Raw genomic sequence first — 23211 nt, 5'->3', positions numbered from 1 at the left:
CAAAATGGCGCAAAAACAGCAAAATATGACTGAATTTTGAGCATATCTTGCATGATTTGACACGATTGCTGCCCTTTATAAGCTGTAATGCTTCATTTAATCAGCGGCTCCCTATTTCTTTCTGCTGCGGCAGAGCCATTACCGTTCCGGCTCTTTGTGTCGTTCCGATTTCTTATTCCTCGGCTTATCCAGTTTTCCGGAGAACACCTCGTCAACGGCCCTGTCCCACGCAGCCTGTAATGACTCCACCGGCAGGCCGTTGGCTTCAAAGCCTCGCTGGATCACGCGGTAATAATACGGGGACGGCAGTGCAGGCTGGCGGCAATAAGGCTCTGCCATGATATAGACCATGACGGGGATCTCTGCGCCAGCCGCGTCTTTAACCGTCACGGTTTCTTTCGTGTAGTGGCGGGGATACCCCTCGTACCGGTCCAGAGACTGTTCGCAGTTTGGCGTGAGCTTCCACAGCAATCCATAGACAACGCTGCCTTTTTTCGGCGCAACGGTAGCAAAGCCGCTGCCGCGGAACCGCAGCTCGTAGTTTTCCAGCCTGACCGCCCCCACGGTCTCGGCGTCCGGACAGCGCTGCGCCATCTGCTCCAGATCAAGGTTGCTGCCGTAGGCAAAATACAGGTTTTCCTCCACGTCACACCTCCAGCATCGTCAAAGCGCCAAAGCGTTCCAGGTGACGGAGCAGGGCTGCCGCCTGCGTCTCTGCATCGCCATCCGGCAGCGGACAGTCCATTCCCGTGGTGCGGATGACATTATTCTGTACAAACCAGATGTAGGTCTCCACATCCGGGAACTCTGTGGGATCAAAGCTGAGATCCCGAAGCTGTTCCATGATCCCGGCTGCGGTTCCTTCGTACACGGTATCTTCAATTTGAATCTTCAAAGGCTTCACCTCTCCATTTCTCTGGATTTTTTCTTCTTTTTGTTGACTGCATAGCTGTCCTTATCGAAACGCCACGCACGGTCACCGTCCAGATTTGCCAACAGGTGGTCACGGGTATGCTTGAATTCCTCGCCGTTGAGCCCCAGCCGCACCAACCAGACCCGGAAGGTGAACAGTTCATTGTCACTGTGGGTCTTGCGCATGACCGTGCTGCGCTGGGCGATAGCCTGGGCGGAGATGGCAAGGCACAGATTCACATAGGCGGCAACTTTTCCCGCATGGAGTGTGGAATTGAAACAGCGCCATTCCACCGTCCCCCGGTAAAAGACCGAATGCAGATTCAGTGCGTAATAGCGGGTCCAGTTATAATGGTCTGCGCTGCCGTTATCTCCCTCGTACCAGATATTCTCCAGCTGCGTCAGGTCCCTTGTCTCATCCGACGAGAGCCTGCGTGCCTGCTTCAGCATGGGTTCCCGCACCTTCTGACACCAGCGGGACGCCCGGCTTTCATTGACCTGCAGCGCTTTGAACAGGATATCCTCCTTGGAGTACATGATGCCGATGAGGTTTTTCAGACTCTGCCGGTTATGATTGGCTGCGTCCACATGGACATGGATGCCGCAGGAGCTGTTGGCCTTGGCTCCTGCGTGGCGTACCTGCCGGACACACTCCTGCAGCTTGGGCAGTTCCGCATAGGTGAGCTTTGGCGTTACCATCTCCACGCGGTATCTGTAGTCACCCGTTGCACGATAGCCGCTGCCGATCTTCTGCTCCCCGTGGATGCTGGAGTCACTCATGACCGTCCACTCTTTGCCGTCCCGATCCGTCACACACCATTTATCGTAAGCGCCGCCCACATAGCGGGCGTCCGTTGCAAAATACGAAGCCAGTGCTGTTGCCGCCTGCTCACGGGTGATGCCGGTCATTTCAACTTCCACGCCGAAGCACTGGTCCTTCAACCCGATCATGCGGCAGCACCCGCTTTCAGTTCCGCATCCACCTCCCGGATACGGTGTCCGATGGCTTCAATGATATTGGCGGTGACGCTGTTGCCCGCCTGCTTATACGCCTGTGCATCAGACTGGATGGCGAGGATGCGGTCGATCTGCCACTCATCGAAGCCCTGATGCCGCAGACACTCCCGCGGCATCAGACGCCGGATGCGTCCGCCACGTTCCACGATGCCCTGGATGCAGCTCGTCTCCAATGTATGGGCGATATCCTGTCCCACACGACCACGGCGAGTGTTGCTCCCGGAAAAGCCGAGATCGACGCTGTCACCGGGATTTGCCTCTTTATAGCCTTTTTTCGTGGCTTCCTTGATGAGCAGAACGCCGGAACGCTCTGCTCTATGATTAGACAGCGTTGTCTGTCCATATCGGGCGGTGAGGCAGCGGGCGGTGTCCGTTTGCTTTGGATGCCCGCTGCAAAGGTCTATCAGCACAGCGTTTTGCGTTTGATTCCGGTTGATGCCTCTGAAATCGCTGGCGTTCAGTGAAATTGCGGTATCCCTCTTTCCGACGATCCCATCTTTCCGATTAAAACCTACCAGATATAATCCGGTTTTCCCACCCACACCTCCAGCGCCGGCAGTCTGCGTGCAGGCTATTCCGTCTGCGTCGTAGACACGGGAGCCTTGCGAGCCTCCGAGGACTTGTATAAGAGCTTTTCCACCTGTGCCGAAGACAGGAAATATTTTTCCGGCGCATCGGGGATCAAGATAGCAGATAAGGAACAGCCGCCTTCTGGATTGCGGGACTCCAAAATGTTTGCTGTTAAGCACCATCCATTCCACGCGGTACCCCAGGTCATTAAGCGTGGCGAGGATGACAGAAAACGTCCGGCCTTTGTCATGCGACAGCAGTCCCGGAACGTTTTCGAGCAGAAGATACGAAGGTCGTTTGGATTGAGCCAATCGGGCAATTTCAAAGAAGAGAGTGCCGCGGGTGTCGTCAAAACCCCTTCTTCTGCCAGCGATTGAAAATGCCTGACAAGGGGATCCTCCGCACAGGAGGTCAAAGTCCGGCAGGTCTGCGGGGTCGATTTTTGTGGCATCGTGATAATATCGTTCCTCCTTTCCCGGCTCATAAATGGCCTCATAGCTGGCATTGGCGTATTTGTCGATCTCGCAGTGTCCTACACACCGGAAACCGCCCGCGCGGGTCAATCCCGTGCGGAAGCCGCCGATGCCGGCAAACATATCAAAATATCGGATCAGGTCATCTCATCTCCTTCCTGCAGGGCAAGCAAAAAGCCGAGGACGCTTTCATCTACATCCCCGGCGCTGCCGCTATCCTGCGCTTCTTCTTTGGTAAGCTGCACTCCCCGCAGTTCCTGCCGGATGGTCTGGCGAACGGCATCCAGCAGTTCCTGCTGCCCTTTATACTCACAGACCATGCGGCAGACCGCGGCGGTGCGCTGCCCCGCGGGGATCTCCGTCAGCTTCTTCCACGCCCTGCGCTGTATGGGCGAGGACATGGAAAAGGACAGATTGATCCGCTTTTTGTTACTGCTCATCGTTCTTTGTGAGCCGCTCTGCCAGCCGCTCATAGCCTTTGGCGTTGAGGGACACATCGTCAAGGATGACTGGGCGGCAAAGGCCGTCCGCAGCGGATACATTCCGCTTCAGCAGCGCCGCGCCGCCGCCCAGAAAAACAGCAGGCATGGCACGGGTATCCAGTCCACTCTCCGTAATGGCGGAGAGCAGGCGATGGACATAGGCGTCTGCCTGCCGGTCAATAATTTTTCTGGCATCCTCGTTGATATGGACAGCATCGCCGCGCAGCACGCTTTCCATCTGTGCCGCCGTCATAGACAGGCCCAGTGCGCGGCGGATCTGCTCACCGATCTCATCCAGACAGCGGATCATGCCAAGTTCCAGACTGCGGCAGGTCGATGCATTGGGGATACGGTTGTCCAAACGCATCAGATCCACCGTCCAGCCACCGATATCCGCCACGATCACAGAAGGCTCATCCAGCAGAATGCTCTGGGTCAAGACCGCGGCATAGCCCTGTGGGAACAGGGACACCTTGCGGATGGCGATGGAGTATTCCTGCCCCTCATAGCGGAAACTCACCGTTTTCCCATCCCGGAGCAGATAGGTGAGAGGTGCTAAATGCCTACTGCTTCCTGTTACAATCATCAGAACTGGCATCTGTCTCAACTTCTTCAACTGACAATGACTGCCTGTCCTGTTTATAGTAATTCAATTCGTTTGCCATTTCCAAAGCCAGGTGAAAGCCACAGAGAAAACTGTCCATGGAGCGCTCTTCTGCCATTAGATTCTGGGTATCCATGATCCGCAGCACCAGTTTTCTCTCCGGTTTTTCCAGTCGCTCAATGAGCTGACGGTGGCAAACTTCAATTTCCTGTTCAGCTTCTGCCATGGGCACAGGTGTATAAAATCTATCATACAGCAGTTTCAGTGTATTGCGCATATTATCCTACCCCCTTGTAGCAAGACAACATACCACAAGCGGATAGAAAAAGCCACAACAATATTTGCATCACTGCAATTTAACTGCATCCAAATTTCGGAAGTTGTTTTTGTGAAGCATAGGCCAAAATGAAGGCATATGGAACACCACATGCCCTCATTTTCCCCATATACGGCTGGGGCTTAACCCGTATCGAGAGATCGTTTTTCGCAGCACTTCTCAAATAGCGGGGGCGAGGACAGTTAACCGGCTGTTTTCGCCCTTTTCTGACGTGCGCAAAAAGAAGGGCCTGCGGATTTTCCGCAGGCTCTTCCACGCTGATGCGCAAAATCGGTTTTTTGTTGTCCTTTTGCGGGGGTGCCTATCCAAGCATCTTCAAAAGGACAACAAGAAAACTGATATTGCGATCAAATTAATATGGAGGCGTTTGCATATAGCAGACGCCTCCATATACGGTTAGCGGGGCACAGGGTCTCAGTAAATGGCGAAATCTTTTTATTCCTTTGCAGAATTTGAGGGTACTTCGATTTGTCGATTCACTTGTCCAGCTCGCAAAACCGCATGAGCATCACCGCCGCCTGAGCCCGGGTAGCGGTTCCCTGAGGGGCCAGAGTACCGTTCAGATTGGAAATGAGCCCCTCTTCTACCGCCCAGGCCATAGCCTGCTGGGCCCAGTCGCTGGTAGAAGTCCAGTCGGGATAGGCGGTGAGGCTGCGGTTGGATTCCGGCTTGCCCGCGTAGTTCCACAGCATAAGGGCAAACTGCTCACGGGTGATGGGGTCATTGGTGCCGAACAGGCCGTTGCCGTAGCCGCCCATAATGCCCTCGCTGGCTGCCCAGCGGATGGCCTCGGAATACCACTGGCCCTGGGCCACATCGGTGTAGTCCATGGCGTAGTTGACCACGGGGCTGCCTGCCATACGCCACAAAATCGTGGCGATCATGGAGCGGCTGGTGGTGGCGTCGGGAGTGAACGCAGTGGCGCTGGTGCCAGCCATCAGGCCGTTTTCATAGACATAGCGTACCGCCTGGGCGTACCAGGCATTTTCGGCTACATCCGTAAAGGGCAGAGGCTCCGGCTCCACCACAATTTTCCGGAAAGAGACCTCGATCTCCACCCGCCCGGCGGGCATTTTGAAGGTGTACTCGTTGCCGCCCTTATGGGTCAGGTCGATTTCTTTTCCCTTGCTGTCGGTGGCCGCCAGGGCGTCCAGCTCCCAGCCTACGTCAGGGGTGACGGTGAAGCGGAAGATCTCGCCCTGTTCGGCGTAGCGTTTGTTGGCTGTGACGGAGCCGCCGGTGACCCGGCCGGGCAGCGTGATGGAGTAGGTGGGATCGGTGTCGCCGCCGTTTCCGCCACCGCTGCCGCTGCTTTCATGGATGTTCCAATGGGCATAAATGGTGGTATTCCCGGTAAAGACGGTGTCAATGGTCACCGTGTCGCCGCCGCTGGCCGCGGTGTACCAGCCCACAAAGTCATATCCGGCGCGGGTGGGGGTGGGCAGGCTTGCCAGCCTCCCGCCTGTGGTGACGGCGCTGGTTTGGCTTACGCTGCCGCCGTTGGCGTCAAAGGCCACGGTGTACTCCTGCGGCATCGGCTGGCGCACATAGCTACAGACGTTACAGGTGGTGTCCTGGTCATTGTCATAGGCGTGGACGGCCACATCCGCTTTTGCCCCGCAGGCACACTCATGCCAGTGGACATCCCCGTCCCATGTCCACTCTGTACCATAAGTGTGGGTATGCTCCAGCTGCTCCTCAGCCACATAGCCGCAGACGGTACAATGCTTGTCGTGGTCCTCTGTGGCGGCTTCCGCGTTCCAGGTATGGGCTTCGCCTACATCCCTTTCGCCGCAGACGGTGCACACATGATAGTGCTTGCTCTCATCCGCCTGTTCCGCCAGATAGGTGTCTGACCAGATGTGCCCCGTTGGGGGGATCACCCGCCAACTACCCAAATCAATGATCGGGGTGGCGCAGGCTTCGTCCTCAAAGTTCTGCTGGCAAGTACAGGTGTAGTAGGCTTTGCTGCCCGACTGGGTGCAGGTCGCCTCCTGGCCGGGAACCAGGGTGCCCGCATGGATATGTCCGATGGGGGCTTCGGCCACATAGCCGCAGATGGTACAATGCTTGTCGTTCTGCTCTGTGGGGGCATCCACGTTCCAGGCATGAGCCTCACCCCCGTCCCTTGTGCCGCAGATGGTACAGACATGGTAGTGCTTGCTTCCGTCCGCGTTTTCTGCCAGATAGGAGCCTGTCCAGGTGTGTCCGGGTGCCAGGATCACCTTCCAGCTGTCCAAATCCGCAATGGACTTGGTGCAGTCCGCGTTCTCAAAATACTGGTGGCAGACGCTGCACTGGTAATAGTCCTTCACGCCGTCTGTGGTGCAGGTGGCAGGCGTACCGGGAACCAAAGTGCCTTGATGGGGAAGTGCGGGGATCACTTTCCAGTTGTCCAAATCTGTAATGGGCGTGTTGCAGTCCGCGTCCTCAAAATATTGGTGGCAGACGCTGCACTGGTAGTAGTCTTTCACGCCGTCTGTAGTGCAGGTGGCAGGCGTACCGGGAACGAAATTGCACTGATGGGGAAGTGCCGGGATCACTTTCCAGTTGTCCAAATCCTCAATAAGCTTGGTGCAGGCTTCGTCCTCAAAGGCTTTCCCGCAGGTGCAGGTGTAGTAATCTTTCACACCATTCTGAGAACAGGTGGCCGGGGAGCCCGCCTGGAAGGTCCCAATGTGGGTATGGGGGATCACCGTTACATCAATCCAATAAGACTTGCTGGGGTCCTGTGCGGAGGTGGCGGTGACAAGTAGAAACGGCGTTTTCTCCTCTGTCGAAACCGTGAGCAGGCCGTCCTGGGTGATGGTGGTGCCGGGGTCCAGGCTTTCGCCCTGGACAATAATCTTGGGCTTTACACTCCACACCACGGACGGGTCATACCAATCTCCGCCGCCGGTGACGGTGGCGGTAAATTGCTGGGTTTTTCCAGCCTCCAGCGTAACATCTCTCGGTTCAATAGTCACATCGATGATGCCAAGAATCGGATCTACGTCCCCCATGTTCGTGATGGAAACCTCGCCGCCCTCCACATGGATGGTCATGTCCACCGTGTCGCTGGCAAGATAGAACCCCATGTTGGACTGATCCTCGGTGTAAAAGCGCAGGGTATAGTCGCCGTCCTCCAAATCGCTGCCGTAACCCAGGAGGGGCACCGTCACCGTGCCGCTGCCGCTCTCCTTCAGGCTGGCCACAGAGCCGTAATAGACGGGGATGCCCGGGTTGTCGGTCTTTTCCAGCACATAGGACAGCCAATGGTTCTCGCCCTGGGTTCCCTCGTACTTGAAGGTCAGGCTCTCGCCCGTCTGCTCCTCTTTGCAGCCCATCTTCAGGCTCAAATTTTCCTTGTCATACAGAACAAATGTCCATACATTATAGTCGATACTGGGCGGCTCAATTTTTTGGGGAGGGTCTCCCTTCCAGGCCACGCTCATAAATCCCGCGGCAAAGAACAGCTCCGAGATGTCCAGATAAAAGGCTGGGCGCACAAAAGCGTTATAGGGTCTATCGGACTTAAGCACCCCATGCTCTGTTACTCTATACACCTTATCCGCGCCGTCTGGTGTGCGCAGCGAGTAGCAAAATCCATTGTAGGAACCCGTGTCTGCCTTCAGATCCTTCAGAAGAGATAGGTTCACCTCCCGGATGGCGTCAAATTCCGACTTGGACAGGGGCCAGAAGGGGGTTTCCACAGAATCACCGGTGATCTCGTCCGCTGTGGTCAGGGTACGGCTGGAAATCAGGGCCTTATCCTGTTCCGAAAGGCCCAGGGTGTCCCCAAGCCCTTGCAAGACCGTGCGCAACTGGCCTTCGCTGTAATTGGCGCTGGTCTGCGCCTGGATAAGATATCCACTCGAATTGGTAAGCAGGGTGGGGGCAAACAGGGTGACCGTGTTTGCCGGGCCTTTCACTGCGCCCATATCGCCCACGCCCACGATATACCAGTCCCGGCCACCATACTCCCGATAGCTATAAGTTTAGGGTAAATTAAATAGACAGGCGATAGACCATGGTCAAAAGGTTTTGCTCACGGTTGAACGTCATATTCTGCACGATGCTCTTCAGGGCATCGTGCTTTTTTGCTATGGTCTCGTCGGGGGCCTGGAGGGTGGAAAGTACTTCGGAGATTTTAGAGCGCAGGGCGGCGGCGGTGGCGGCGGGGTCCGGGGTAATGTCCAGGGCGGCCAGCTGGTGGCGGTATTCCTGCAATTCCTGTTCCATGGCGGTTTTGGCGGACAGATATTCCTCGGGGGTTTCGGCCCCTATGAGATAGGCGTCCCGCAGGCGGGACAGCTTGCGCTCGGTGGCGCTGATCTGCGTTTCCAACACGGAGCGCTGGGAGCGGCTGGCGGTGGGGGACTGGTGGAGGACAACGGCGGCAGCGGTGGCGTGATCGGCGTCATAGGCCAGACGCTCCAGAACAGCGGAAGCCAGTTTATCGGCAATGATGCGGTTGGTTGTGGTGCAGCTGCCTCGGGCATAGCTGCCACATTGGAGGGCGTTGGGCTTGGTCCAGACCATGGAGCCGCCACAGGAGGCACAGCGGACAATCCCAATCAACCAGTGGTGCCGGGCGTAATTGGGCTTGGAATAGGCGGGATACAGGCTTTTAATATGACGTACCATTTCCTGTGCAGCGTCCCATGTATCCTGGTCAATGATGGGCGTATGGTCCGCGTCGGCCAGGATAATATTTTTGTTGTCATAATCCCGGCGAGTTTTTCCGGAGGGATTCCAGCGCAGTTTACCGATATAGACGGGGTTTCGCAGGATATATTCAATGGTGCGGTTTTCAAACCGGCTGCCACGATGGGTGCGAACGCCCATGGCGTTCAGTTCCTCGGCAATGACTTTATAGGCTTTGCCGTTGATAAAGTCGCGGAAAATCTTTTGGACCAGGACGGACTCCTCCGGATGGGGAACCATTTTCTTATCGAAAAGATGATAGCCGAAAGACGGGACACACTGGCGGACGCCACGGTGGGCCGCTTCGGTCATGCCCTTTTTTGTTTCGTGGGCAAGGTTGATACTGTAATACTCGGCCATGGCCTCCAGCATGGCTTCCAGGATGACGGAAAACCGGTCGTCCTCGATGGATTCGGTAATGCTGATGACACGGACATTATTCTTCTTGCGCAGCAGGGACTTATAGACCACACTGTCCTCCCGGGAGCGGGCGAACCGGTCAAACTTGTGTACCAGAATGGCGTCGAAGGGATGTTCCCTGCTTTTGGCGGCGGCAATCATGGCCTGAAAGGCCGGGCGTTTCTCGGCAGTCCGGCCCGATATGCCCTCATCGACATAGATGTACTGGGGCGGCAGCAGATAGCCGTGTTCCCCGGCCCACTTCTCGATGGCGTGGCGCTGGGCGTCGGGGCTGTACTCGGTCTGATCGGCGGTGGACACGCGGATATAGGCGGCGGCGATTTGGACGGTTGGGGACATGGGAATTATTCACCTCTTTTAAGAGTAATAATAAACAACATCTAAAATAGCAGATGCGACATCATCGGGAAGATTGTATTCATCAACAACGGACTCCAAATCATCAAGAATATCATCACATGCATCGGAATACCCATAGCCATAGTCATCTTCATGCTCTAATCCCGCGTCTCCATGACCTTCTTGGTATCCGCTTTCATATCCAGCGTCATATCCTTTATCGTAACCATCACAACTACCATCTGAATATCCAGAATCATATCCGTTATCGTATGCAATATCGGCTTCTTCTTCAGCAGCTGAGTTGATTGGGCCTACAATAAGCAACAAAACAACGATACCACCGGCAACATAAAGAAGACCATCAAAAAATTTATCTTTCATGTTATACACACCTCTAGTAAATATCATAATTGATACTGCGGATATCACGAAATGGATCTATGTTTTCTTTGTTGGGACCAATAAACCGAATGGATGACCAAGAGGTGCTGGAGAGAGCTGCTTCGTTGAGTTCACGAGGAACCTTAACTGTGAAATCTTGAGGTACACATATGAAGGAATAGGAGGATTGAAGTTTTGGAAAGCTGTCACCAGTAATTGAAATAGATTTCGCAAGGCATGTATGTTCCAAATTCAAATATTTTGTTTGCATTGGAATTTCGACTTCGCGACAAGCAACAGAACCACAATTAAAATAGTCAGCATAAGCGGGGCATGGTATTAAATTTTTAAAAGAAAGATAGGAGTTTTCGACTTGAAAAGGAAAAAAAGCACTGTCGGAGTGAACTTCGGTATCACCATTTGAAGAAATGGAAATTGTCACCGGAACATATAAATCAGATTTTTTGAAAAGATGTTCAGAAAAAGCTATAAATAAATCATCAATAGTGGCATGATTTTGCAATGTGATTTCACAAAGATACTGATGAAGAGAATAGCGACTATTTTTTTCGGATGCTTCGATTTTACGGTCAAATGGATTTGGACGCAAAATAACGTTCCTATAATCGATAAGCTGAACCGTAAGCAGAATAACCGCAATACATGCCGCTATGGGCTCAAAATAAAAGAAACCCATCAAGGCTATACCGGCGATAATTAAAAGAATGCGCTTTAGGAGTTTCACAAAATCACTCTTTCTTTTTTTAGTGGTGCGAATGCGGCATAATGGTAATCGGCGGCACCTCCTGGAATATAGATAGAGCATGGAAAGGGATGGTCATATGAAAGAAATCGCCAAGCGCTTACTGGAAGAACTCGACGAGCGGGAACTGAAACTGGTTATTGCTTTCATCCGGGGGCTATTACATAAGAGAAAGTGAGCGGGTGCGGGAGCGGGGCGGGGTAAACGAAAAGAGCCGGGCACGGTGGGAAACCGTGTCCGGCTCTTTTCATTCTTCCGGGGGCAGATCGGCGGCCAGCTCCCGACATTTGGCTTCGAGGATCTCCCATTCCCGGGGAGACAGTCGGGCCAGGACAGCAATAAACCGCCGGCGGAAATCATCGGACGCGCCGGACATTACGTCGCCCATGAACTCCGCTATTTCTTCGTCCCGGCTGACGGGCCGGAACATGTCGCCCTGGCCGGTACGCAGCCAGGTTTCGTTGATGTTGAACTTGTCGCACATAGCGATAATAGTGCGTTCGCTGGGTTCAGCTGAATCGCTGGTAATCTTTGAAATATAAGATTGTGTCAAGTTCAACCGCTCGGCAAAGGCTGTTTTTGTCATGCCGAGTGCCTTGATACAGGCAGATAACCGAGAGCCAATAGTGTCCATGGCATCACTCCTTACAGTTGGATTGTAGCACGAAGAATAATGGCGGTCAAGAAAAACATGAATTATTCATATTGACAACATGAAAGATTCATGATACATTGTGAATGAGGACTGAACCAGCGGACGGACACCGCCGATTCTTTCCCACCATCCCGGCGGCGGTCAAATCCAGACCGACCGCCGCCGGGAAATCTTTACGGAGGAGGTGCGGGTATGCCGAGAATCACAACCGATGAAAAATTCTTGAAAACTGCAATCGATCTTGTCGCAGATTACACAGACAAACATCTGGATAAAACGGATGACGTTCCGGACTACAAGGTGTTTGTGGTGTGGTACTGCAAGACGCTGCAAAACTTCAAGGCGCTGCTGTCCACCACCTTGTTTGACGGAATGTACTACGAGGTGACGTACAACGGAGACAAGGACGAGATCTACCTGGACGCATACAAGAAGTTCGAGAATGTGCGCCATGAGGTAACAGAGTAGTCGCTGCCACACCGGCGGCGCGACAACATGGGCGCCCGCGTTTTTATGGAACCCGGTATCCGTAACCAATCGGAGCAAAAGACACGACCACCGGGTAGTTGCCTGTACGGGCTATGGTGCCGCCGGGAAATCTTTACGGAGGAGAAAACCATGAAACAGTACATAGGAACAAAGATCATTGAAGCGGAACCCGCATGGCGCGTGGATGGCAAGGTTTTTCCCAAGTCTGAATGCGAAGTGCCGTGCGGCTACCGTGTGGAAAGCGGCTATAAAGTCCGGTATTCCGACGGTTATGAGAGCTGGAGCCCTGCGGAGGTATTTGAGGAAGCGTATCGACCCGCGGACGGCATGCCGTTTGGCCTGGCCATCGAGGCGGCAAAGAAGGGCCGGAAGATCACCCGTGCCGGATGGAACGGAAAGGGACAGTATGTGGAGCTGGCAACAGCTATCAGCTACATCAACGCAGCAGGGGAGACCGTGAACGCTCAGCATGATGCCATTGGAAACAAGGCACTGGCATTTATAGGCACATCTGGTGTACAGATGGGATGGCTTGCATCACAGTCTGACATGCTGGCAGATGACTGGATGATTTTGGACTAAGCCCGCCGGATTGCGGCGGGTGGTGGACAAGAGGGAAAGGAGTGGGGGCCGTGGCCACCAAGCGAAAAAAGCCGGAACAAAAGATCACCGTCAAGGCGTATGTTCACGACCAGGACGGGAATCTGGTGGATGTGGACACACTAAACCCGGAGCAGCGGCGGACCCTGGGAAACTGGCTTGTAGAGACCTGGGGAAACGCCATGTTTGGCGACGTGGCCACCATCAAGTGTGGGGAGGGTGGACCATGAGTGAGCGAACGAAGATGGCAACCGTCAAGGCGTATGTCCGGAGCACAAAGGATGGAAGTCTGGTAGATGTGGAAGCATTAAGCCAAGAACAGCAGAAGCAACTGGAAACTTTTATCAAGGTGCAATGGAAAGCGGCCTTGGCTGCACAAAAACTATGGAACAACACCAAAGGCTTGATGGTGGATGCACTAAAGCGTGGGGAGGGATAAGCGATATACTACGGATACCATCAGAGAATCCGGCAGCGGATCGAGGCCGGGGAGTTGTCCTGGGCCTATGAAACGGACGACTATCCCAGGATTGGAACGGCGCTGGTGCTGGTATTCCATACCGCGCCGTTCCTGCGGCCCATCCGGCCCCACCGGTGGGCGGAGTACCGGGCGCTGCTGGACAGCATGGGGATTCCGATTGAACGAAAGGAGGGAACGTCATGAGCGAACAGGAAAAGAAGATTCTGGAGAATATCAGGGAGGCTAAGCTGGTTTGCGAAGCTCTTTGGGGATAGTGGGTTTTCTGCGTTGTCCTCACACCACCGCTTATACGCTGCATACAGATTTTTGGTGCTGGCTTCATAATCGGCCTTGAATGCCACATAACCCTCAGAATCGAGAAAGTCCAGAATGTTATTGGCATCCCGAACAGCGGAAGAGATATTGTCCTTGGCTCTCTGGCTGATGGTAAAGTGATAGTGATTGGCGATCAGCCGCCGCAGTCCCTCCAGCATCCAGAGGAAGATTCCCTCTTTTTCGGCAATCAGTTTCTCAGCAAGAAACGGGTCATCGAACCGATCCGCAGGCTTGTCTTTAGTGGTCAGAATGATCTGTCGGCGAAAGAAACCGTCGCTGCGGTCGTGAAGCGCAGTTAATGCCCCGTTGCCGAAGCAGAGAAAACGCACATACAGCTGCCCCTGATAGCTCTGTTCTTTCTTCCGTTCCAAATCCATTCGCAGTTCTGCTGTCACAATGGATTTTACATAGTTGGTTTTGGTTAAGGCGTTCATGTCAAGATCATCGTCCACCATCAGCAGCTTGCCCTCTAAATCGGCTCTGGCGAAACGATTGTTTTCTACCTTCTGGATGGAAGTGGTATTCATGTTGAGCCCGAAAATGGCGTTCATCACCACACCGATGCGGCTTTTGCCCTCGCCTCCCTTCCCGATCAGCATAAGCATTTTCTGTCCTTTGGTGGATGGAATCAGGCAGTAGCCCAGATACTCCTGTAAGGCGGGAATATCCTCCGGCTCCAACAGTTCCGAAAGGAAGCACAGCCAGTGTTCCGGTGAAGGAGCATCTGCCCGATAAGACACCGACAGACGGTTGTTGCAGTATTCTTTTTCCTCTGTGAATGTACCGTGCAGAAAATAAGTGCCGTTCGCCAGATGGATGCGGTCACATTGCAGGGGCAGAGGGGCTGTGTATGCAGCCAGCTTCAACGCCTTAATCACCTGCTCCACCGTCTGTGCGACCTTGGCATGAAGCCAGGGCGAGATTTCCTCATAAATTGTCCGCTTCAATTTGCTTTCATCCGGCAACGAGCCATCCACAGTATAAAAGCGATCATTGATGCAGCGCATTGGATGCCGGGACAGGAAATCCCGGCAATATTCCGGCTCGACGATTTTCCCCTTATCATCAATCCAAACAGGGTTGTTCATGGTATCGCTCCTCTCTCAGGTGGGCCTGCAATTTGCGGATGTACCCGTCTGCCGTTAGTTCGCTCACGACTTCGCCTCGTTCATAGCAATCGCCTTGCAGCAGGATGTCCAACTGATACTCTGCCCATGGCAGACGGTGGCAGGCTTCCACAAACCGCTCGTCCAGCACATCTTCCGGCGTTTGTGGTGCATACCGTTTTTCCCAATCCAGGAGCAACCGCCGATACTCGTTCAAAACAGAAAAGCACAGCTGCTCGTTTTCACGAAGCTGCTGTGCTCTGGTTTTGTGTTTCTTTTTCCAACGAATGGCTTCCGGCAAGGGCTTGTCCGGTGCAAGGTGAAAGTCCGACGCCAGTTTTCGGGCCGCATCATACAGCCGAAGGTCAAACAGTTTGGCAGTCAGGTCGATCACATCCCCGTGCTCCCCACAGGCAAAACAGTGGTAGTGGTCATCCGATACATACAGGCTCGGATGACGGTCATTATGGAACGGACACAGTGCCATGCCATGGTGGTTGACATCGATTCCATATGTCTGTGCTGCTTCCTGTGTGTTGATACTGGCTTTCACCACTTCAAACAAATTCATACAGATTCCCTCCATTTCCTTTTTGATGAGGCAGTTTTCTCACCCCTCTATATAGGTTATGGGGAAAATCGAAAAAAACAGGCTAATGGCATGACAAGCTGTTTTCAAAAAACATGACAAGGTCTTTGTTGTGTGCTATTATGAAAATAGAAAAACATGACAGGAGGGAGAAGATGGATCAGATCATCAACCATGCGGTTTTATCGCTGGATTTCTGGCAGGACACCGTGACCTATGAGGGGAGTACCATGCCCACGGGAACCATTGGCTGCGAGGTGCTGAACATCCCGGACAGTACCATTGAAAAGCTGGATACTCCCTGCAATGTGCTGAACCAGCTGCTTCAGGGGATGAACACCGGCTCGGTGGATATGAAGCTTCTGCCGCAGGTGCAGCAGGCCGCTGGCGAGATCATCTCATTTTTGCAGGTTACACCACCCTTCTCTCGACTGAATCGAAGCCATTTTGAGCAAAAACTTGCAGCCATCTTTTCCGAGGAATATATGGAGGACGCCAAAGCCTATTTGCAGCTTACCCAGCAGGAGCAGCTGATTTGTGCTTTGACTGGTCAGCACAGCAAGGCAACAATGCTCGTCCGAATAGCGCAGGTGCTGGGGCATTTGAGTTATTCTCTGGGGCAATATAAGGAGGCCCTGACGAAATTTGCAGAACGGTTGAATGAACCCGGCTATGACCGTACATCGGACGGTTATGCGGCAATGTTCGGGCAGTTCTTCAAAAGTGAGCCAACTCTGTCGCTGGATAACCCGGCTTGGATGACCCTGACCAATGCTTCGGTGCAGTATGTAGCCGCCACTCGACCTGGAAAGACGGAGCCTCAGCTGGTCAAGCGGATGCACTATGTCTCCTTTGTGGGGATGTTCCGTTCCGATCTGTTTGAGGGGCTTTGTGTGGGCCATGCACCCAAGAAATGCCCCATCTGCGGCAGATGGTTTCTCACCATTGATGCACGGCATACCAAATACTGCGGTGGTCTGGCCCCCGGCGACCAACGGGGACGGACGTGTCGGCAAATCGGCAATCTAAGAGGCCGGGAGCAGCGGGAGCTTGCAGACGATCACCCCATCAAGGCCATTTATACCCGCCGTATGAACACCATTTTGCAAAGCACCCGCCGTGGAAAGCTGGATAAAGAAACGGCAGCAACTATGAAAAAGCTGGCAAAAGATAAGATGTTCCGTGCGCTTTCAGATCAGCGCTATGCCAGCACTGTCTACGAGCAGGAAATGACCCAGGATGCACTTTTAGAAGCAGTAAAAAAGAAATAAGCAGCAAAATATCAGAAAGGCGGTGAGGGAAAATGGATACAGTGTGGACATGGGATCTGTCTTCTTACTGTGCCAAATACAGCTTTCTGACGGAACCCAGGAGCGTGACCATGCGGGAAGTGGAACGCATCTTTCAGCTTGACCCGGAACCGCCTGTTCTGGAAAATATGAACGACTACATCATTGAGGCTGTGCGGAGCCGTGAATTGCGCTGGTTCTCCTTTTTCCTGCACTGCTATGAAAATCGGCTTAATGGCCGTGTTCGCCGTTTCCTGCTGCGGGAGGGGCTGGATCGCTATGACCCGGAACGCTTTTGGGACTACAAAATGGGATGTGTGCTTGCCATGTTGGACTGTCTCCGGGAATACGATCCCGCACAAGGAGCAGATTTTCTGACCTATGCCCATCATTTTATCGGGAACGCCCTTTTGACCTGCCGGATGCAAGAGGAGGCCGGTTCCTTTGAAAATGTGGATGAGTACAAAGCTGTGCGTGGAATTGCATGGCTCTACAATCAATCCAGCCAGTCTGAACAGGCGGCAATCCAGAAATATGCCCAGAAAAACGGTTGTACCGAGGAAACCGCAGCAAAGTTTTTGGCATTGGCCAAACAAAACCGAAGCCGTATTCCGTTTTATCAGACCATTCAGGATGAGGACAGCGAAGAAACCGGCGAGGATGTCAGCCGGGATGATCACTGGGACTATGCGGAGATTCTCTGGAACGGCATCCAGGCTAAAGCTATCCGGGAGGCATTTGAAAAGCTGAATTACCGGGAGCAGACCCTTTTGGAAAAGAGAAACGCCATCTGTATGACTTGTGGGCGGGTCAGGCCCATCAGCACCCGACTGACCTTTGAAGAACTGGCAGTCCTCTTTGAGGGCAGCACGGCCAGCGGTGCAGAACGGGCCTACCACAAAGCCGTGGAGCATTTGGCCTGTTTGCTGACAGAAGCCGGGGTGCTTCACATGATTCGCCTGAAACGTAAATCCCAGACCAAACACAAAAAGAAAATCGCCGCCGCTGTCTACCTGTATCAGGTGGACAACGACGGCGAATGGGGTGAGATTTCGTTTGATTTTGAGACCGGAACAGCGGAGATCATCCGATTGGCGGAGTGGGATACGACGATCAGCAAGCAGTTTGCAAAGCAAATTATTCAATGCCTGTTAAGTCCCAATAGCATCTCATTTTCGCAAAATAGTACAGTTATCATTCAATGATAGAACGATAGAACAGCTATGGTATTTGCCATGGCTGTTTTTATTATAAGCTCCTTTAGGTAGTAGAGCTTTGCTGAACTACGTCATGAAAATCATCAATCATGGATTGCAGCGTAATTTCTTCCATTGCATTCTTAACTGCATCTTCAATCCTATGATACGGCGGCTCCAGGACTTTACGAATATTTTGTGCAACTGGACAAGGGCGTCCATCACAGGCGTGAATTCCAATAATGGAAGTCACGCCATCCGGCTCCAGTGCAGAATAAATTTGGTATAAGGTAATTTGGGAGGGGTCGGTGCACAGCTCTGCACCACCGGTTCCACGGGGCACCGTAATAATTCCTGCCTTTTTCAGTGCACTGAGAATGTTGCGGATCACAACGGGATTGCTTCCTGTACTTTCAGCCAAAAGATTACTGGTTACCTTCGCAATTCCTTTCGCCTCATGGATAAAAATCAGGCAGTGAACCGCGACGGAACATTTTATACTGATCTGCATAGATACTTGATATCCTTTCAAAAACAAACACATTGTAATTTTTTGATGTAACTATTGACTTTACATCATCCAGGTGCTAAACTAAGGGAGATGTAATTCGATTTATTACATCTACCATTTTATCGGTTCTTGCGAAAAAAAGCAAGAGAGATTTTATAAAGACAAATTTTATGCAGAGAGGTCTTATATGAAAGCGGTTCAAATCAAAAGCTACTCAAAAGAAATCAATACGATCCTGAGCGACATCCCCAAACCCCAGATTTCAGATTCTGAAGTCCTGATCCAGGTAAAGGCAGCGGCAGTTAATCCGGTGGAACTGCTGATCCTGACAGGAAGCGTAAAACTGATTCAGAATTATCCGATGCCTCTGACCTTGGGTAATGAATGTTCCGGCATTGTGGAGCAGGTAGGCAGCAAAGTGAAAGGTTTTCAAAAAGGGGACAGAGTCTATACCCGCCTGCCGATCAGCAAAATTGGTGCCTTTGCAGAATATGTGGCGGTAGATCAAGACGCAATTGCCAAAATGCCGAAAGGGTATGATTTCAATACTGCTGCTACTATTCCGTTGACCGGTTTGACGGCCTATCAGGCTATCGTGGAAGAACTGGAGGCGAAGCCTGGTCAAACGATTCTGATCCCCGGCGGCTCCGGCAGCTTCGGTCAAATGGCAGTTCCGATTGCCAAGGCGCTGGGACTGCGCGTCATTGTGACTGGCAATGCACGGGCAAAAGAGCAGTTCCTCTCTATGGGCGTTGACCGGTATCTTGACTACAAAACAGAGAACTATTGGGAAGTATTGGCTGATGTTGACCATGTGATTGATACGCTGGGCCCCACCGAATTCGAGCATGAATTGTCGGTTTTGAAAAAGGGTGGGCGGTTGGTAAGCCTGCGGACTGGCCCCAACAAAGCATTTGCTCTGCGGCATCACTTTAGCGGCCTGAAAAAGTTGCTGTTTACGCTGGCAGGCAGTAAATATGACAAAGCTGCCAAAAAACAGGGTAAGGAATATCGCTTTATATTTGTCCGCTCTAATGGAGCACAGCTGCGAAAAATCACCGAGATTGTGGAGAAGCTGCAGATCAAGCCTGCCGTTGACACCCGCGTCTTTTCTCTGGATCAGGCCAATGAGGCGTTGCAGCTTGTGGCGAAGGGGCCGCTCAATGGAAAAGTTATGATTCAGTTGTGAGAGAGGAGTTCAAACCATGAAACTGTCAATTCCCGTTATGGAGACAATTCAAAAACGTCACAGTGTCCGCACTTATGAGAACCGGCCTTTGCTGCCCCAGGATCGAGAAGCACTTCTTACCTGTATGAAGCAGATTGATAACCCATTTGGCGTCCCTGTCCATGAGTACATCATTGATAAGGAGCTGAATGCAGAGGGGGAAAAGCTGGGTACCTACGGCGTCATCAAGGGAGCGAGCACCTTCCTCGGAGTTTCCATCCCGGATACGGAGCTGGCGCCGTTGGCGGCCGGGTATGAATTTGAAAATCTCATTCTGTTTGCCACTCATATGGGACTGGGTACGGTGTGGCTGGCAGCAACTTTCAACCGGGACAGCTTTGCCTCTGCTATGGAAATTCCTGAGAATGAACTGTTCCCGGCTATTTCACCGGTGGGATACCCTGCCGCAAAACGCAGCCTGACCGAAACATTGATGCGCTCCACCATGAAATCCGCTTCCCGCAAAGAATGGAAAGAACTTTTTTCCCAGAATGATTTTCATACGCCGCTGACCAAGGATATGGCCGGAGCCTATGCCCAGCCACTGGAAATGGTACGACTGGCTCCTTCCGCCAAAAACGCACAGCCTTGGCGGGTGCGTAAAACGCAAAATGCCTATCATTTTTATGCCGACTACAAACCGGGGCTCTCCAAAGGGGAGGAAGTGATCAAACAGGTGGATCTTGGTATTGCCCTGTCTCATTTCCATCAGACTGCTTTGGAATTGGGGCTGGTGGGAACCTTCGAATCGCTGCCCCAGGAGGATGTCAAGCTGCCTGAGAACCTGCATTATATGATTTCTTGGCGTATTGGTGAGTAAAAGGAAGGCTTTTTATGAAACTTTATGATATTGTGTTTAGTCCCACGGGGGGAACAAACAAGGTGGCTGACTGTTTAACAGGTGCGCTGGAAGGGGACATAACCACCGTTGATCTGACTGACAGCAAGCAGGATTTTAATGCCGTTTCACTGACAAAAGAGGATGTAGCAGTCATTTCCGTGCCGTCCTATGGTGGCCGTGTTCCCGCAGTGGCGGCAGAGCGGCTGGGTGCAGTGCACGGTAACGGTGCTCGGGCCATCCTGGTTTGTGTCTATGGCAACCGTGCCTATGAGGATACGTTGGTAGAACTGGAGGATGCTGCAAAACAGGCTGGTTTTCAGGTGATCGCGGCAGTTGCCGCCGTTGCGGAACATTCCATCGTCCGTCAGTTTGCCGCCGGTCGGCCTGACGCGCAGGACGCAGAACAGCTTTCCAATTTTGCCAAACAGATTCAGCATAAGCTTTCTACAGCAGACACTTCAGAACCTGCGATTCCCGGTAATCGCCCTTACAAGAAAGCTGGCAAAGCCGGCATGGTGCCCAAGCCCACAAAGGAATGTACCAACTGTGGTATCTGTGCAGAAGAGTGTCCCGTACAGGCCATTGACAGAGAAAATTCCAAAAAGGTGGATGACAAGGCGTGCATCTCCTGTATGCGCTGTATCACCGTATGTCCGCAGGGCGCTCGCAAGGTCAATCCTGTCATGCTCTCAGCGGCAAGCATGATGCTGAAAAAGGTGTGCTCTGAGCGGAAGGAATGCGATCTATACCTGTAAGTTTCCGAAGATCACCTTGCAGGAGGATAAATCATGCCCTATATTTTAACAAAGAATCAGTACATAACTGTCAATGGCCGGAAAATTGCCTATCGTGAAATTGGAAATGGAAAGTCGGAACTGCCCCTTGTCATGCTGACACATTTGGCAGCGACATTGGATCAATGGGACCCTAAACTGATCGATCTTTTATCAGAGACACAACATGTAGTTTTGCCGGAGTTGCCCGGTGTAGGAGCCAGTCAAGGAAAAGTGGCTTCTACTCTTCCCGAAACGGCCAGGAAGACCATTTCCATTCTCAAAGCCATGGGATACCAGAAAATCAATCTATTGGGACTATCCATGGGTGGTATGATCGCACAGGAGATCGTCCGGTTAGACAACACTCTGGTAAATCGCCTGATTTTGGTTGGCACCGCACCTCGAGGAGGCGTCGGTGTGGATTATGTGACCAAAACTACTTTCCGGCATGTGTCCCGTGCCATCTTGCACAGAGCGGATCCCAAGCGATTCATTTTCTATAACCCGGACCGGCAGGGAAAGATTGAGGCGGAGAAAGTGTTTGGTCGCATGAACAGCCGCTCAAAGGAAAATGCAGACAAGCCAATGGCGGTCTCCAGTTTTCTTCGTCAGCTTCGTGCCATCAAACGCTGGAGTGAGAAACCTGCAGACGATCTTCGTTTTATCACCCAGCCGACGTTGATCGTGAACGGGGATCAAGATCGAATGGTTCCCACAGAGAACTCCTATTTCATGCACCAGAAGATCACAGGGAGCAAACTCGTCATTTATCCCAATGCTGGACATGGTTCTCTATTTCAATATGCAGATGAATTTGCAGACGAATTGCTCTCTTTTTTAAAAAGCACATAAACAAACATGATATGCTCCCCTTATGTGAGACAGTGAAACAAAATACTGCCAATCATAGGGGGAGCATATCAATATAACTTTAGTTGCTCTGAATTAATAATCTAACTGTAGAAGTCCCGTTACAGTTTGCAAATATTCTTTTGGGTCACTATTCAAAATCAATTCCGCATAAGAAACCGAGTCGTTGTAGATCAGCCAGTCCAGTTCAGACCGCTGGAAACGGCTATTTGCCACCGCATCCTCAACAGCGGTACAGTTAATTAAGATTATGCTTCCGTTAGAATATTTCAGTTCCACACAGGCGGTGTCGATACTAAACTCACAGGAAATCAGTTGTTTCATGGGATGTACCTCCAAAATTTAATGTTCTGGAAGTAATGTAAGCGTGGGTTTGTGGTATGGTATCCTTAACTATGGGAAACTCCTTTTTCCCATTTGGACACTGTCTGTCGAACGACATTTAATTTTACCGCCAGTTCCTCCTGGGTCATTCCCTTTGCTTTTCTAAATTGTTTGATCGTTTCGTGAATCATTCTCCTGCACTCCTTTCCGCTGTCAGTACGCTCATTATACGGATCGGCCGCTTCTCAAACAAGCAACGGGAATTAACATGGCTAAATATGCGGAAATTATCCTAAAATAAAACTGTTTTTATAAAAAACATTCCGCAATATAGAGCCGGTTCATACCAGCATCCCACAGGCAGATTATTTCGCTCTTGTCGTCCTTGGTTCGATACCAGTAGCTGCAATTTGCAAATTCCGGGCGGTACTCCTCGGGAACTTCTAGGTCGTTGAGCCATTCCGTTACAGCCTCGCTGTAGCTGTCATAGTAATTGGTCTCCCATTCCACGGGACTCCATGCAAACATCAAGTCAATAAAATCTTCGTATTTATAAGAATAGACATGGTAGCGAAGACCGTCCCCGTGAAAGCTAGGGCCGGAGTCTGTCTTATAAATCTCCGAATATTGGGATTGCCAGGGCACCTTAAAACCCCAATTTGCATTCAAGGCCCTGTTATAGTCAGATAGCACACGCCAACCCATGAACGCCGCGAAACCCAAAATACAGAGCAGCGCAACAACTATACTGCCTTTGATCAGACACCCTTTTTTCATTTGGTCGTGCTCCTTTTTATTTTTTTAGATATAGCAAAAAACGAGGATCGCTATGGCAATCCTCGTTTTTTGTGTTGGCATTACCTATTTTCCCGTGCAGTCGCCCGCAAAGTATTTTCGGCGCAAACGAGCTTAACTTCTGTGTTCGGAATGGGAACAGGTGGACCCTCGCTGCAA

The 23211-nt window shown here is 52.0% G+C and carries 26 protein-coding genes, 1 rRNA gene and 2 pseudogenes; 10 read left to right on the top strand and 19 right to left on the bottom strand.

What is annotated here, in order from left to right:
* Window positions 1-138: 138 nt before the first annotated feature.
* The 12 genes and pseudogenes from ACTQ33_RS16030 to ACTQ33_RS15975 all read right to left on the bottom strand — a co-directional run bounded on the left by ACTQ33_RS16030 (window position 139) and on the right by ACTQ33_RS15975 (window position 11621).
* Complete coding sequence (locus ACTQ33_RS16030; protein ID WP_441465534.1) at window positions 139-645, bottom strand: gamma-glutamylcyclotransferase family protein; 507 nt, start codon at window positions 643-645, stop codon at window positions 139-141.
* A gap of 1 nt (window position 646) precedes the next feature.
* A complete protein-coding gene (locus tag ACTQ33_RS16025) occupies window positions 647-895 on the bottom strand; it encodes a hypothetical protein (protein ID WP_116722042.1) in 249 nt (82 codons plus the stop codon).
* Window positions 896-900: 5 nt separating this feature from the next.
* Entirely contained in the window at window positions 901-1863 is a 963-nt protein-coding gene (locus tag ACTQ33_RS16020) for an amidoligase family protein (RefSeq protein WP_441465533.1), read from the bottom strand.
* Entirely contained in the window at window positions 1860-3095 is a 1236-nt protein-coding gene (gene dcm, locus ACTQ33_RS16015) for a DNA (cytosine-5-)-methyltransferase (protein WP_441465532.1), read from the bottom strand. Before dcm ends, ACTQ33_RS16020 begins: the two co-directional genes overlap by 4 nt.
* Window positions 3096-3109: 14 nt before the next feature.
* On the bottom strand, window positions 3110-3412 hold the full coding sequence (locus tag ACTQ33_RS16010) for a hypothetical protein (protein ID WP_441465531.1): 303 nt from the start codon (window positions 3410-3412) through the stop codon (window positions 3110-3112).
* Window positions 3402-4001, bottom strand: a pseudogene (locus tag ACTQ33_RS16005) (plasmid segregation actin-type ATPase ParM); the annotation flags it as partial. The gene ACTQ33_RS16010 and the pseudogene ACTQ33_RS16005, both read right to left, overlap by 11 nt.
* Window positions 4002-4017: 16 nt before the next feature.
* Entirely contained in the window at window positions 4018-4335 is a 318-nt protein-coding gene (locus ACTQ33_RS16000) for a DUF6809 family protein (protein ID WP_441465530.1), read from the bottom strand.
* 536 nt (window positions 4336-4871) lie between these two features.
* Entirely contained in the window at window positions 4872-8315 is a 3444-nt protein-coding gene (locus ACTQ33_RS15995) for an S-layer homology domain-containing protein (protein ID WP_441465529.1), read from the bottom strand.
* Between the two features lie 67 nt (window positions 8316-8382).
* Window positions 8383-9840 carry a recombinase family protein gene (locus ACTQ33_RS15990; RefSeq protein WP_441465528.1) on the bottom strand — a complete coding sequence of 486 codons (1458 nt, stop codon included), beginning with the start codon at window positions 9838-9840 and terminating at the stop codon, window positions 8383-8385.
* Between the two features lie 18 nt (window positions 9841-9858).
* On the bottom strand, window positions 9859-10224 hold the full coding sequence (locus ACTQ33_RS15985; protein ID WP_441465527.1) for a hypothetical protein: 366 nt from the start codon (window positions 10222-10224) through the stop codon (window positions 9859-9861).
* Between the two features lie 13 nt (window positions 10225-10237).
* Window positions 10238-10969: a hypothetical protein gene (locus ACTQ33_RS15980; protein ID WP_441465526.1), complete on the bottom strand. Its 732-nt coding sequence runs from the start codon at window positions 10967-10969 to the stop codon at window positions 10238-10240.
* A gap of 265 nt (window positions 10970-11234) precedes the next feature.
* Entirely contained in the window at window positions 11235-11621 is a 387-nt protein-coding gene (locus ACTQ33_RS15975) for a helix-turn-helix domain-containing protein (RefSeq protein ID WP_441465525.1), read from the bottom strand.
* A gap of 213 nt (window positions 11622-11834) precedes the next feature.
* Between ACTQ33_RS15975 and ACTQ33_RS15970 the strand changes: the two genes are divergently transcribed.
* From ACTQ33_RS15970 to ACTQ33_RS15955, 4 genes are all read left to right on the top strand, one after another.
* Window positions 11835-12110, top strand: coding sequence for a DUF6275 family protein (locus ACTQ33_RS15970; RefSeq protein WP_441465524.1), 276 nt, complete (start codon window positions 11835-11837; stop codon window positions 12108-12110).
* A 150-nt stretch (window positions 12111-12260) separates the two neighbouring features.
* Window positions 12261-12713 (top strand): DUF2829 domain-containing protein, encoded by a 453-nt coding sequence (locus ACTQ33_RS15965; protein WP_441465523.1) that lies wholly within the window; start codon window positions 12261-12263, stop codon window positions 12711-12713.
* A gap of 50 nt (window positions 12714-12763) precedes the next feature.
* Complete coding sequence (locus ACTQ33_RS15960) at window positions 12764-12961, top strand: hypothetical protein (RefSeq protein ID WP_441465522.1); 198 nt, start codon at window positions 12764-12766, stop codon at window positions 12959-12961.
* On the top strand, window positions 12958-13170 hold the full coding sequence (locus ACTQ33_RS15955) for a hypothetical protein (protein WP_441465521.1): 213 nt from the start codon (window positions 12958-12960) through the stop codon (window positions 13168-13170). Before ACTQ33_RS15960 ends, ACTQ33_RS15955 begins: the two co-directional genes overlap by 4 nt.
* Window positions 13171-13250: 80 nt before the next feature.
* Here the strand turns inward: ACTQ33_RS15955 and ACTQ33_RS15950 are convergent, their stop codons facing one another.
* The gene (locus tag ACTQ33_RS15950; protein ID WP_441465520.1) at window positions 13251-14615 is read right to left on the bottom strand and encodes a DNA primase family protein; all 1365 of its coding nucleotides are present in this window, start codon (window positions 14613-14615) and stop codon (window positions 13251-13253) included.
* A complete protein-coding gene (locus ACTQ33_RS15945) occupies window positions 14593-15204 on the bottom strand; it encodes a CHC2 zinc finger domain-containing protein (RefSeq protein WP_441465519.1) in 612 nt (203 codons plus the stop codon). Before ACTQ33_RS15945 ends, ACTQ33_RS15950 begins: the two co-directional genes overlap by 23 nt.
* Before the next feature lie 173 nt (window positions 15205-15377).
* On the opposite strand from ACTQ33_RS15945, the gene ACTQ33_RS15940 reads away from it, so the two are divergent.
* Together ACTQ33_RS15940 and ACTQ33_RS15935 are read left to right on the top strand one after the other, a co-directional pair.
* Entirely contained in the window at window positions 15378-16493 is a 1116-nt protein-coding gene (locus ACTQ33_RS15940) for a DUF6076 domain-containing protein (protein WP_441465518.1), read from the top strand.
* Between the two features lie 32 nt (window positions 16494-16525).
* A complete protein-coding gene (locus ACTQ33_RS15935) occupies window positions 16526-17716 on the top strand; it encodes a hypothetical protein (RefSeq protein WP_441465517.1) in 1191 nt (396 codons plus the stop codon).
* Window positions 17717-17771: 55 nt separating this feature from the next.
* Here ACTQ33_RS15935 and ACTQ33_RS15930 read toward each other — a convergent pair whose 3' ends face one another.
* Complete coding sequence (locus tag ACTQ33_RS15930; RefSeq protein ID WP_441465516.1) at window positions 17772-18218, bottom strand: Rrf2 family transcriptional regulator; 447 nt, start codon at window positions 18216-18218, stop codon at window positions 17772-17774.
* A gap of 187 nt (window positions 18219-18405) precedes the next feature.
* Between ACTQ33_RS15930 and ACTQ33_RS15925 the strand changes: the two genes are divergently transcribed.
* Genes ACTQ33_RS15925 through ACTQ33_RS15910 form a run of 4 tightly spaced genes read left to right on the top strand, consistent with a single transcriptional unit; the run spans window position 18406 to window position 21915 of the window.
* Window positions 18406-19407 (top strand): NADP-dependent oxidoreductase, encoded by a 1002-nt coding sequence (locus tag ACTQ33_RS15925; protein ID WP_441465515.1) that lies wholly within the window; start codon window positions 18406-18408, stop codon window positions 19405-19407.
* 16 nt (window positions 19408-19423) lie between these two features.
* Complete coding sequence (locus ACTQ33_RS15920; RefSeq protein WP_441465514.1) at window positions 19424-20266, top strand: nitroreductase family protein; 843 nt, start codon at window positions 19424-19426, stop codon at window positions 20264-20266.
* A gap of 14 nt (window positions 20267-20280) precedes the next feature.
* Entirely contained in the window at window positions 20281-21042 is a 762-nt protein-coding gene (locus tag ACTQ33_RS15915; protein WP_441465513.1) for a 4Fe-4S binding protein, read from the top strand.
* A 33-nt stretch (window positions 21043-21075) separates the two neighbouring features.
* Window positions 21076-21915, top strand: coding sequence for an alpha/beta fold hydrolase (locus tag ACTQ33_RS15910; protein ID WP_441465512.1), 840 nt, complete (start codon window positions 21076-21078; stop codon window positions 21913-21915).
* A gap of 93 nt (window positions 21916-22008) precedes the next feature.
* On the opposite strand, the gene ACTQ33_RS15905 is transcribed toward ACTQ33_RS15910, so the two are convergent.
* The 4 genes and pseudogenes from ACTQ33_RS15905 to rrf form a co-directional block, all read right to left on the bottom strand.
* The gene (locus tag ACTQ33_RS15905; protein WP_441465511.1) at window positions 22009-22257 is read right to left on the bottom strand and encodes a DUF6061 family protein; all 249 of its coding nucleotides are present in this window, start codon (window positions 22255-22257) and stop codon (window positions 22009-22011) included.
* Window positions 22258-22331: 74 nt separating this feature from the next.
* A pseudogene (locus ACTQ33_RS15900) lies at window positions 22332-22448 on the bottom strand (helix-turn-helix transcriptional regulator); the annotation flags it as partial.
* 118 nt (window positions 22449-22566) lie between these two features.
* Window positions 22567-23034, bottom strand: a complete 468-nt coding sequence (locus ACTQ33_RS15895; RefSeq protein WP_441465510.1) for a hypothetical protein — start codon at window positions 23032-23034, stop codon at window positions 22567-22569.
* A 72-nt stretch (window positions 23035-23106) separates the two neighbouring features.
* Window positions 23107-23211, bottom strand: a 5S ribosomal RNA gene (rrf, locus tag ACTQ33_RS15890); the annotation flags it as partial.

The sequence above is a fragment of the Candidatus Avoscillospira sp. LCP25S3_F1 genome, assembly GCF_052117125.1.
GTDB lineage: Bacteria > Bacillota > Clostridia > Oscillospirales > Oscillospiraceae > Avoscillospira_A.
The sequence above is the reverse complement of the archived record's forward strand: the minus strand, read 5'-3'. Positions and strand labels throughout refer to the sequence as shown.

What these genes read in the sequence shown, in the direction of transcription:
- ACTQ33_RS16020 (WP_441465533.1), bottom strand. Translation starts at nt 1,863, where the DNA reads ATGATCGGGTTGAAGGACCAGTGCTTCGGCGTGGAAGTTGAAATGACC.
- dcm (WP_441465532.1), bottom strand. Translation starts at nt 3,095, where the DNA reads ATGTTTGCCGGCATCGGCGGCTTCCGCACGGGATTGACCCGCGCGGGC.
- ACTQ33_RS16010 (WP_441465531.1), bottom strand. Translation starts at nt 3,412, where the DNA reads ATGAGCAGTAACAAAAAGCGGATCAATCTGTCCTTTTCCATGTCCTCG.
- ACTQ33_RS16000 (WP_441465530.1), bottom strand. Translation starts at nt 4,335, where the DNA reads ATGCGCAATACACTGAAACTGCTGTATGATAGATTTTATACACCTGTG.
- ACTQ33_RS15995 (WP_441465529.1), bottom strand. Translation starts at nt 8,315, where the DNA reads ATGGGCGCAGTGAAAGGCCCGGCAAACACGGTCACCCTGTTTGCCCCC.
- ACTQ33_RS15990 (WP_441465528.1), bottom strand. Translation starts at nt 9,840, where the DNA reads ATGTCCCCAACCGTCCAAATCGCCGCCGCCTATATCCGCGTGTCCACC.
- ACTQ33_RS15985 (WP_441465527.1), bottom strand. Translation starts at nt 10,224, where the DNA reads ATGAAAGATAAATTTTTTGATGGTCTTCTTTATGTTGCCGGTGGTATC.
- ACTQ33_RS15975 (WP_441465525.1), bottom strand. Translation starts at nt 11,621, where the DNA reads ATGGACACTATTGGCTCTCGGTTATCTGCCTGTATCAAGGCACTCGGC.
- ACTQ33_RS15970 (WP_441465524.1), top strand. Translation starts at nt 11,835, where the DNA reads ATGCCGAGAATCACAACCGATGAAAAATTCTTGAAAACTGCAATCGAT.
- ACTQ33_RS15965 (WP_441465523.1), top strand. Translation starts at nt 12,261, where the DNA reads ATGAAACAGTACATAGGAACAAAGATCATTGAAGCGGAACCCGCATGG.
- ACTQ33_RS15955 (WP_441465521.1), top strand. Translation starts at nt 12,958, where the DNA reads ATGAGTGAGCGAACGAAGATGGCAACCGTCAAGGCGTATGTCCGGAGC.
- ACTQ33_RS15950 (WP_441465520.1), bottom strand. Translation starts at nt 14,615, where the DNA reads ATGAACAACCCTGTTTGGATTGATGATAAGGGGAAAATCGTCGAGCCG.
- ACTQ33_RS15945 (WP_441465519.1), bottom strand. Translation starts at nt 15,204, where the DNA reads ATGAATTTGTTTGAAGTGGTGAAAGCCAGTATCAACACACAGGAAGCA.
- ACTQ33_RS15940 (WP_441465518.1), top strand. Translation starts at nt 15,378, where the DNA reads ATGGATCAGATCATCAACCATGCGGTTTTATCGCTGGATTTCTGGCAG.
- ACTQ33_RS15935 (WP_441465517.1), top strand. Translation starts at nt 16,526, where the DNA reads ATGGATACAGTGTGGACATGGGATCTGTCTTCTTACTGTGCCAAATAC.
- ACTQ33_RS15930 (WP_441465516.1), bottom strand. Translation starts at nt 18,218, where the DNA reads ATGCAGATCAGTATAAAATGTTCCGTCGCGGTTCACTGCCTGATTTTT.
- ACTQ33_RS15925 (WP_441465515.1), top strand. Translation starts at nt 18,406, where the DNA reads ATGAAAGCGGTTCAAATCAAAAGCTACTCAAAAGAAATCAATACGATC.
- ACTQ33_RS15920 (WP_441465514.1), top strand. Translation starts at nt 19,424, where the DNA reads ATGAAACTGTCAATTCCCGTTATGGAGACAATTCAAAAACGTCACAGT.
- ACTQ33_RS15915 (WP_441465513.1), top strand. Translation starts at nt 20,281, where the DNA reads ATGAAACTTTATGATATTGTGTTTAGTCCCACGGGGGGAACAAACAAG.
- ACTQ33_RS15910 (WP_441465512.1), top strand. Translation starts at nt 21,076, where the DNA reads ATGCCCTATATTTTAACAAAGAATCAGTACATAACTGTCAATGGCCGG.
- ACTQ33_RS15905 (WP_441465511.1), bottom strand. Translation starts at nt 22,257, where the DNA reads ATGAAACAACTGATTTCCTGTGAGTTTAGTATCGACACCGCCTGTGTG.
- ACTQ33_RS15895 (WP_441465510.1), bottom strand. Translation starts at nt 23,034, where the DNA reads ATGAAAAAAGGGTGTCTGATCAAAGGCAGTATAGTTGTTGCGCTGCTC.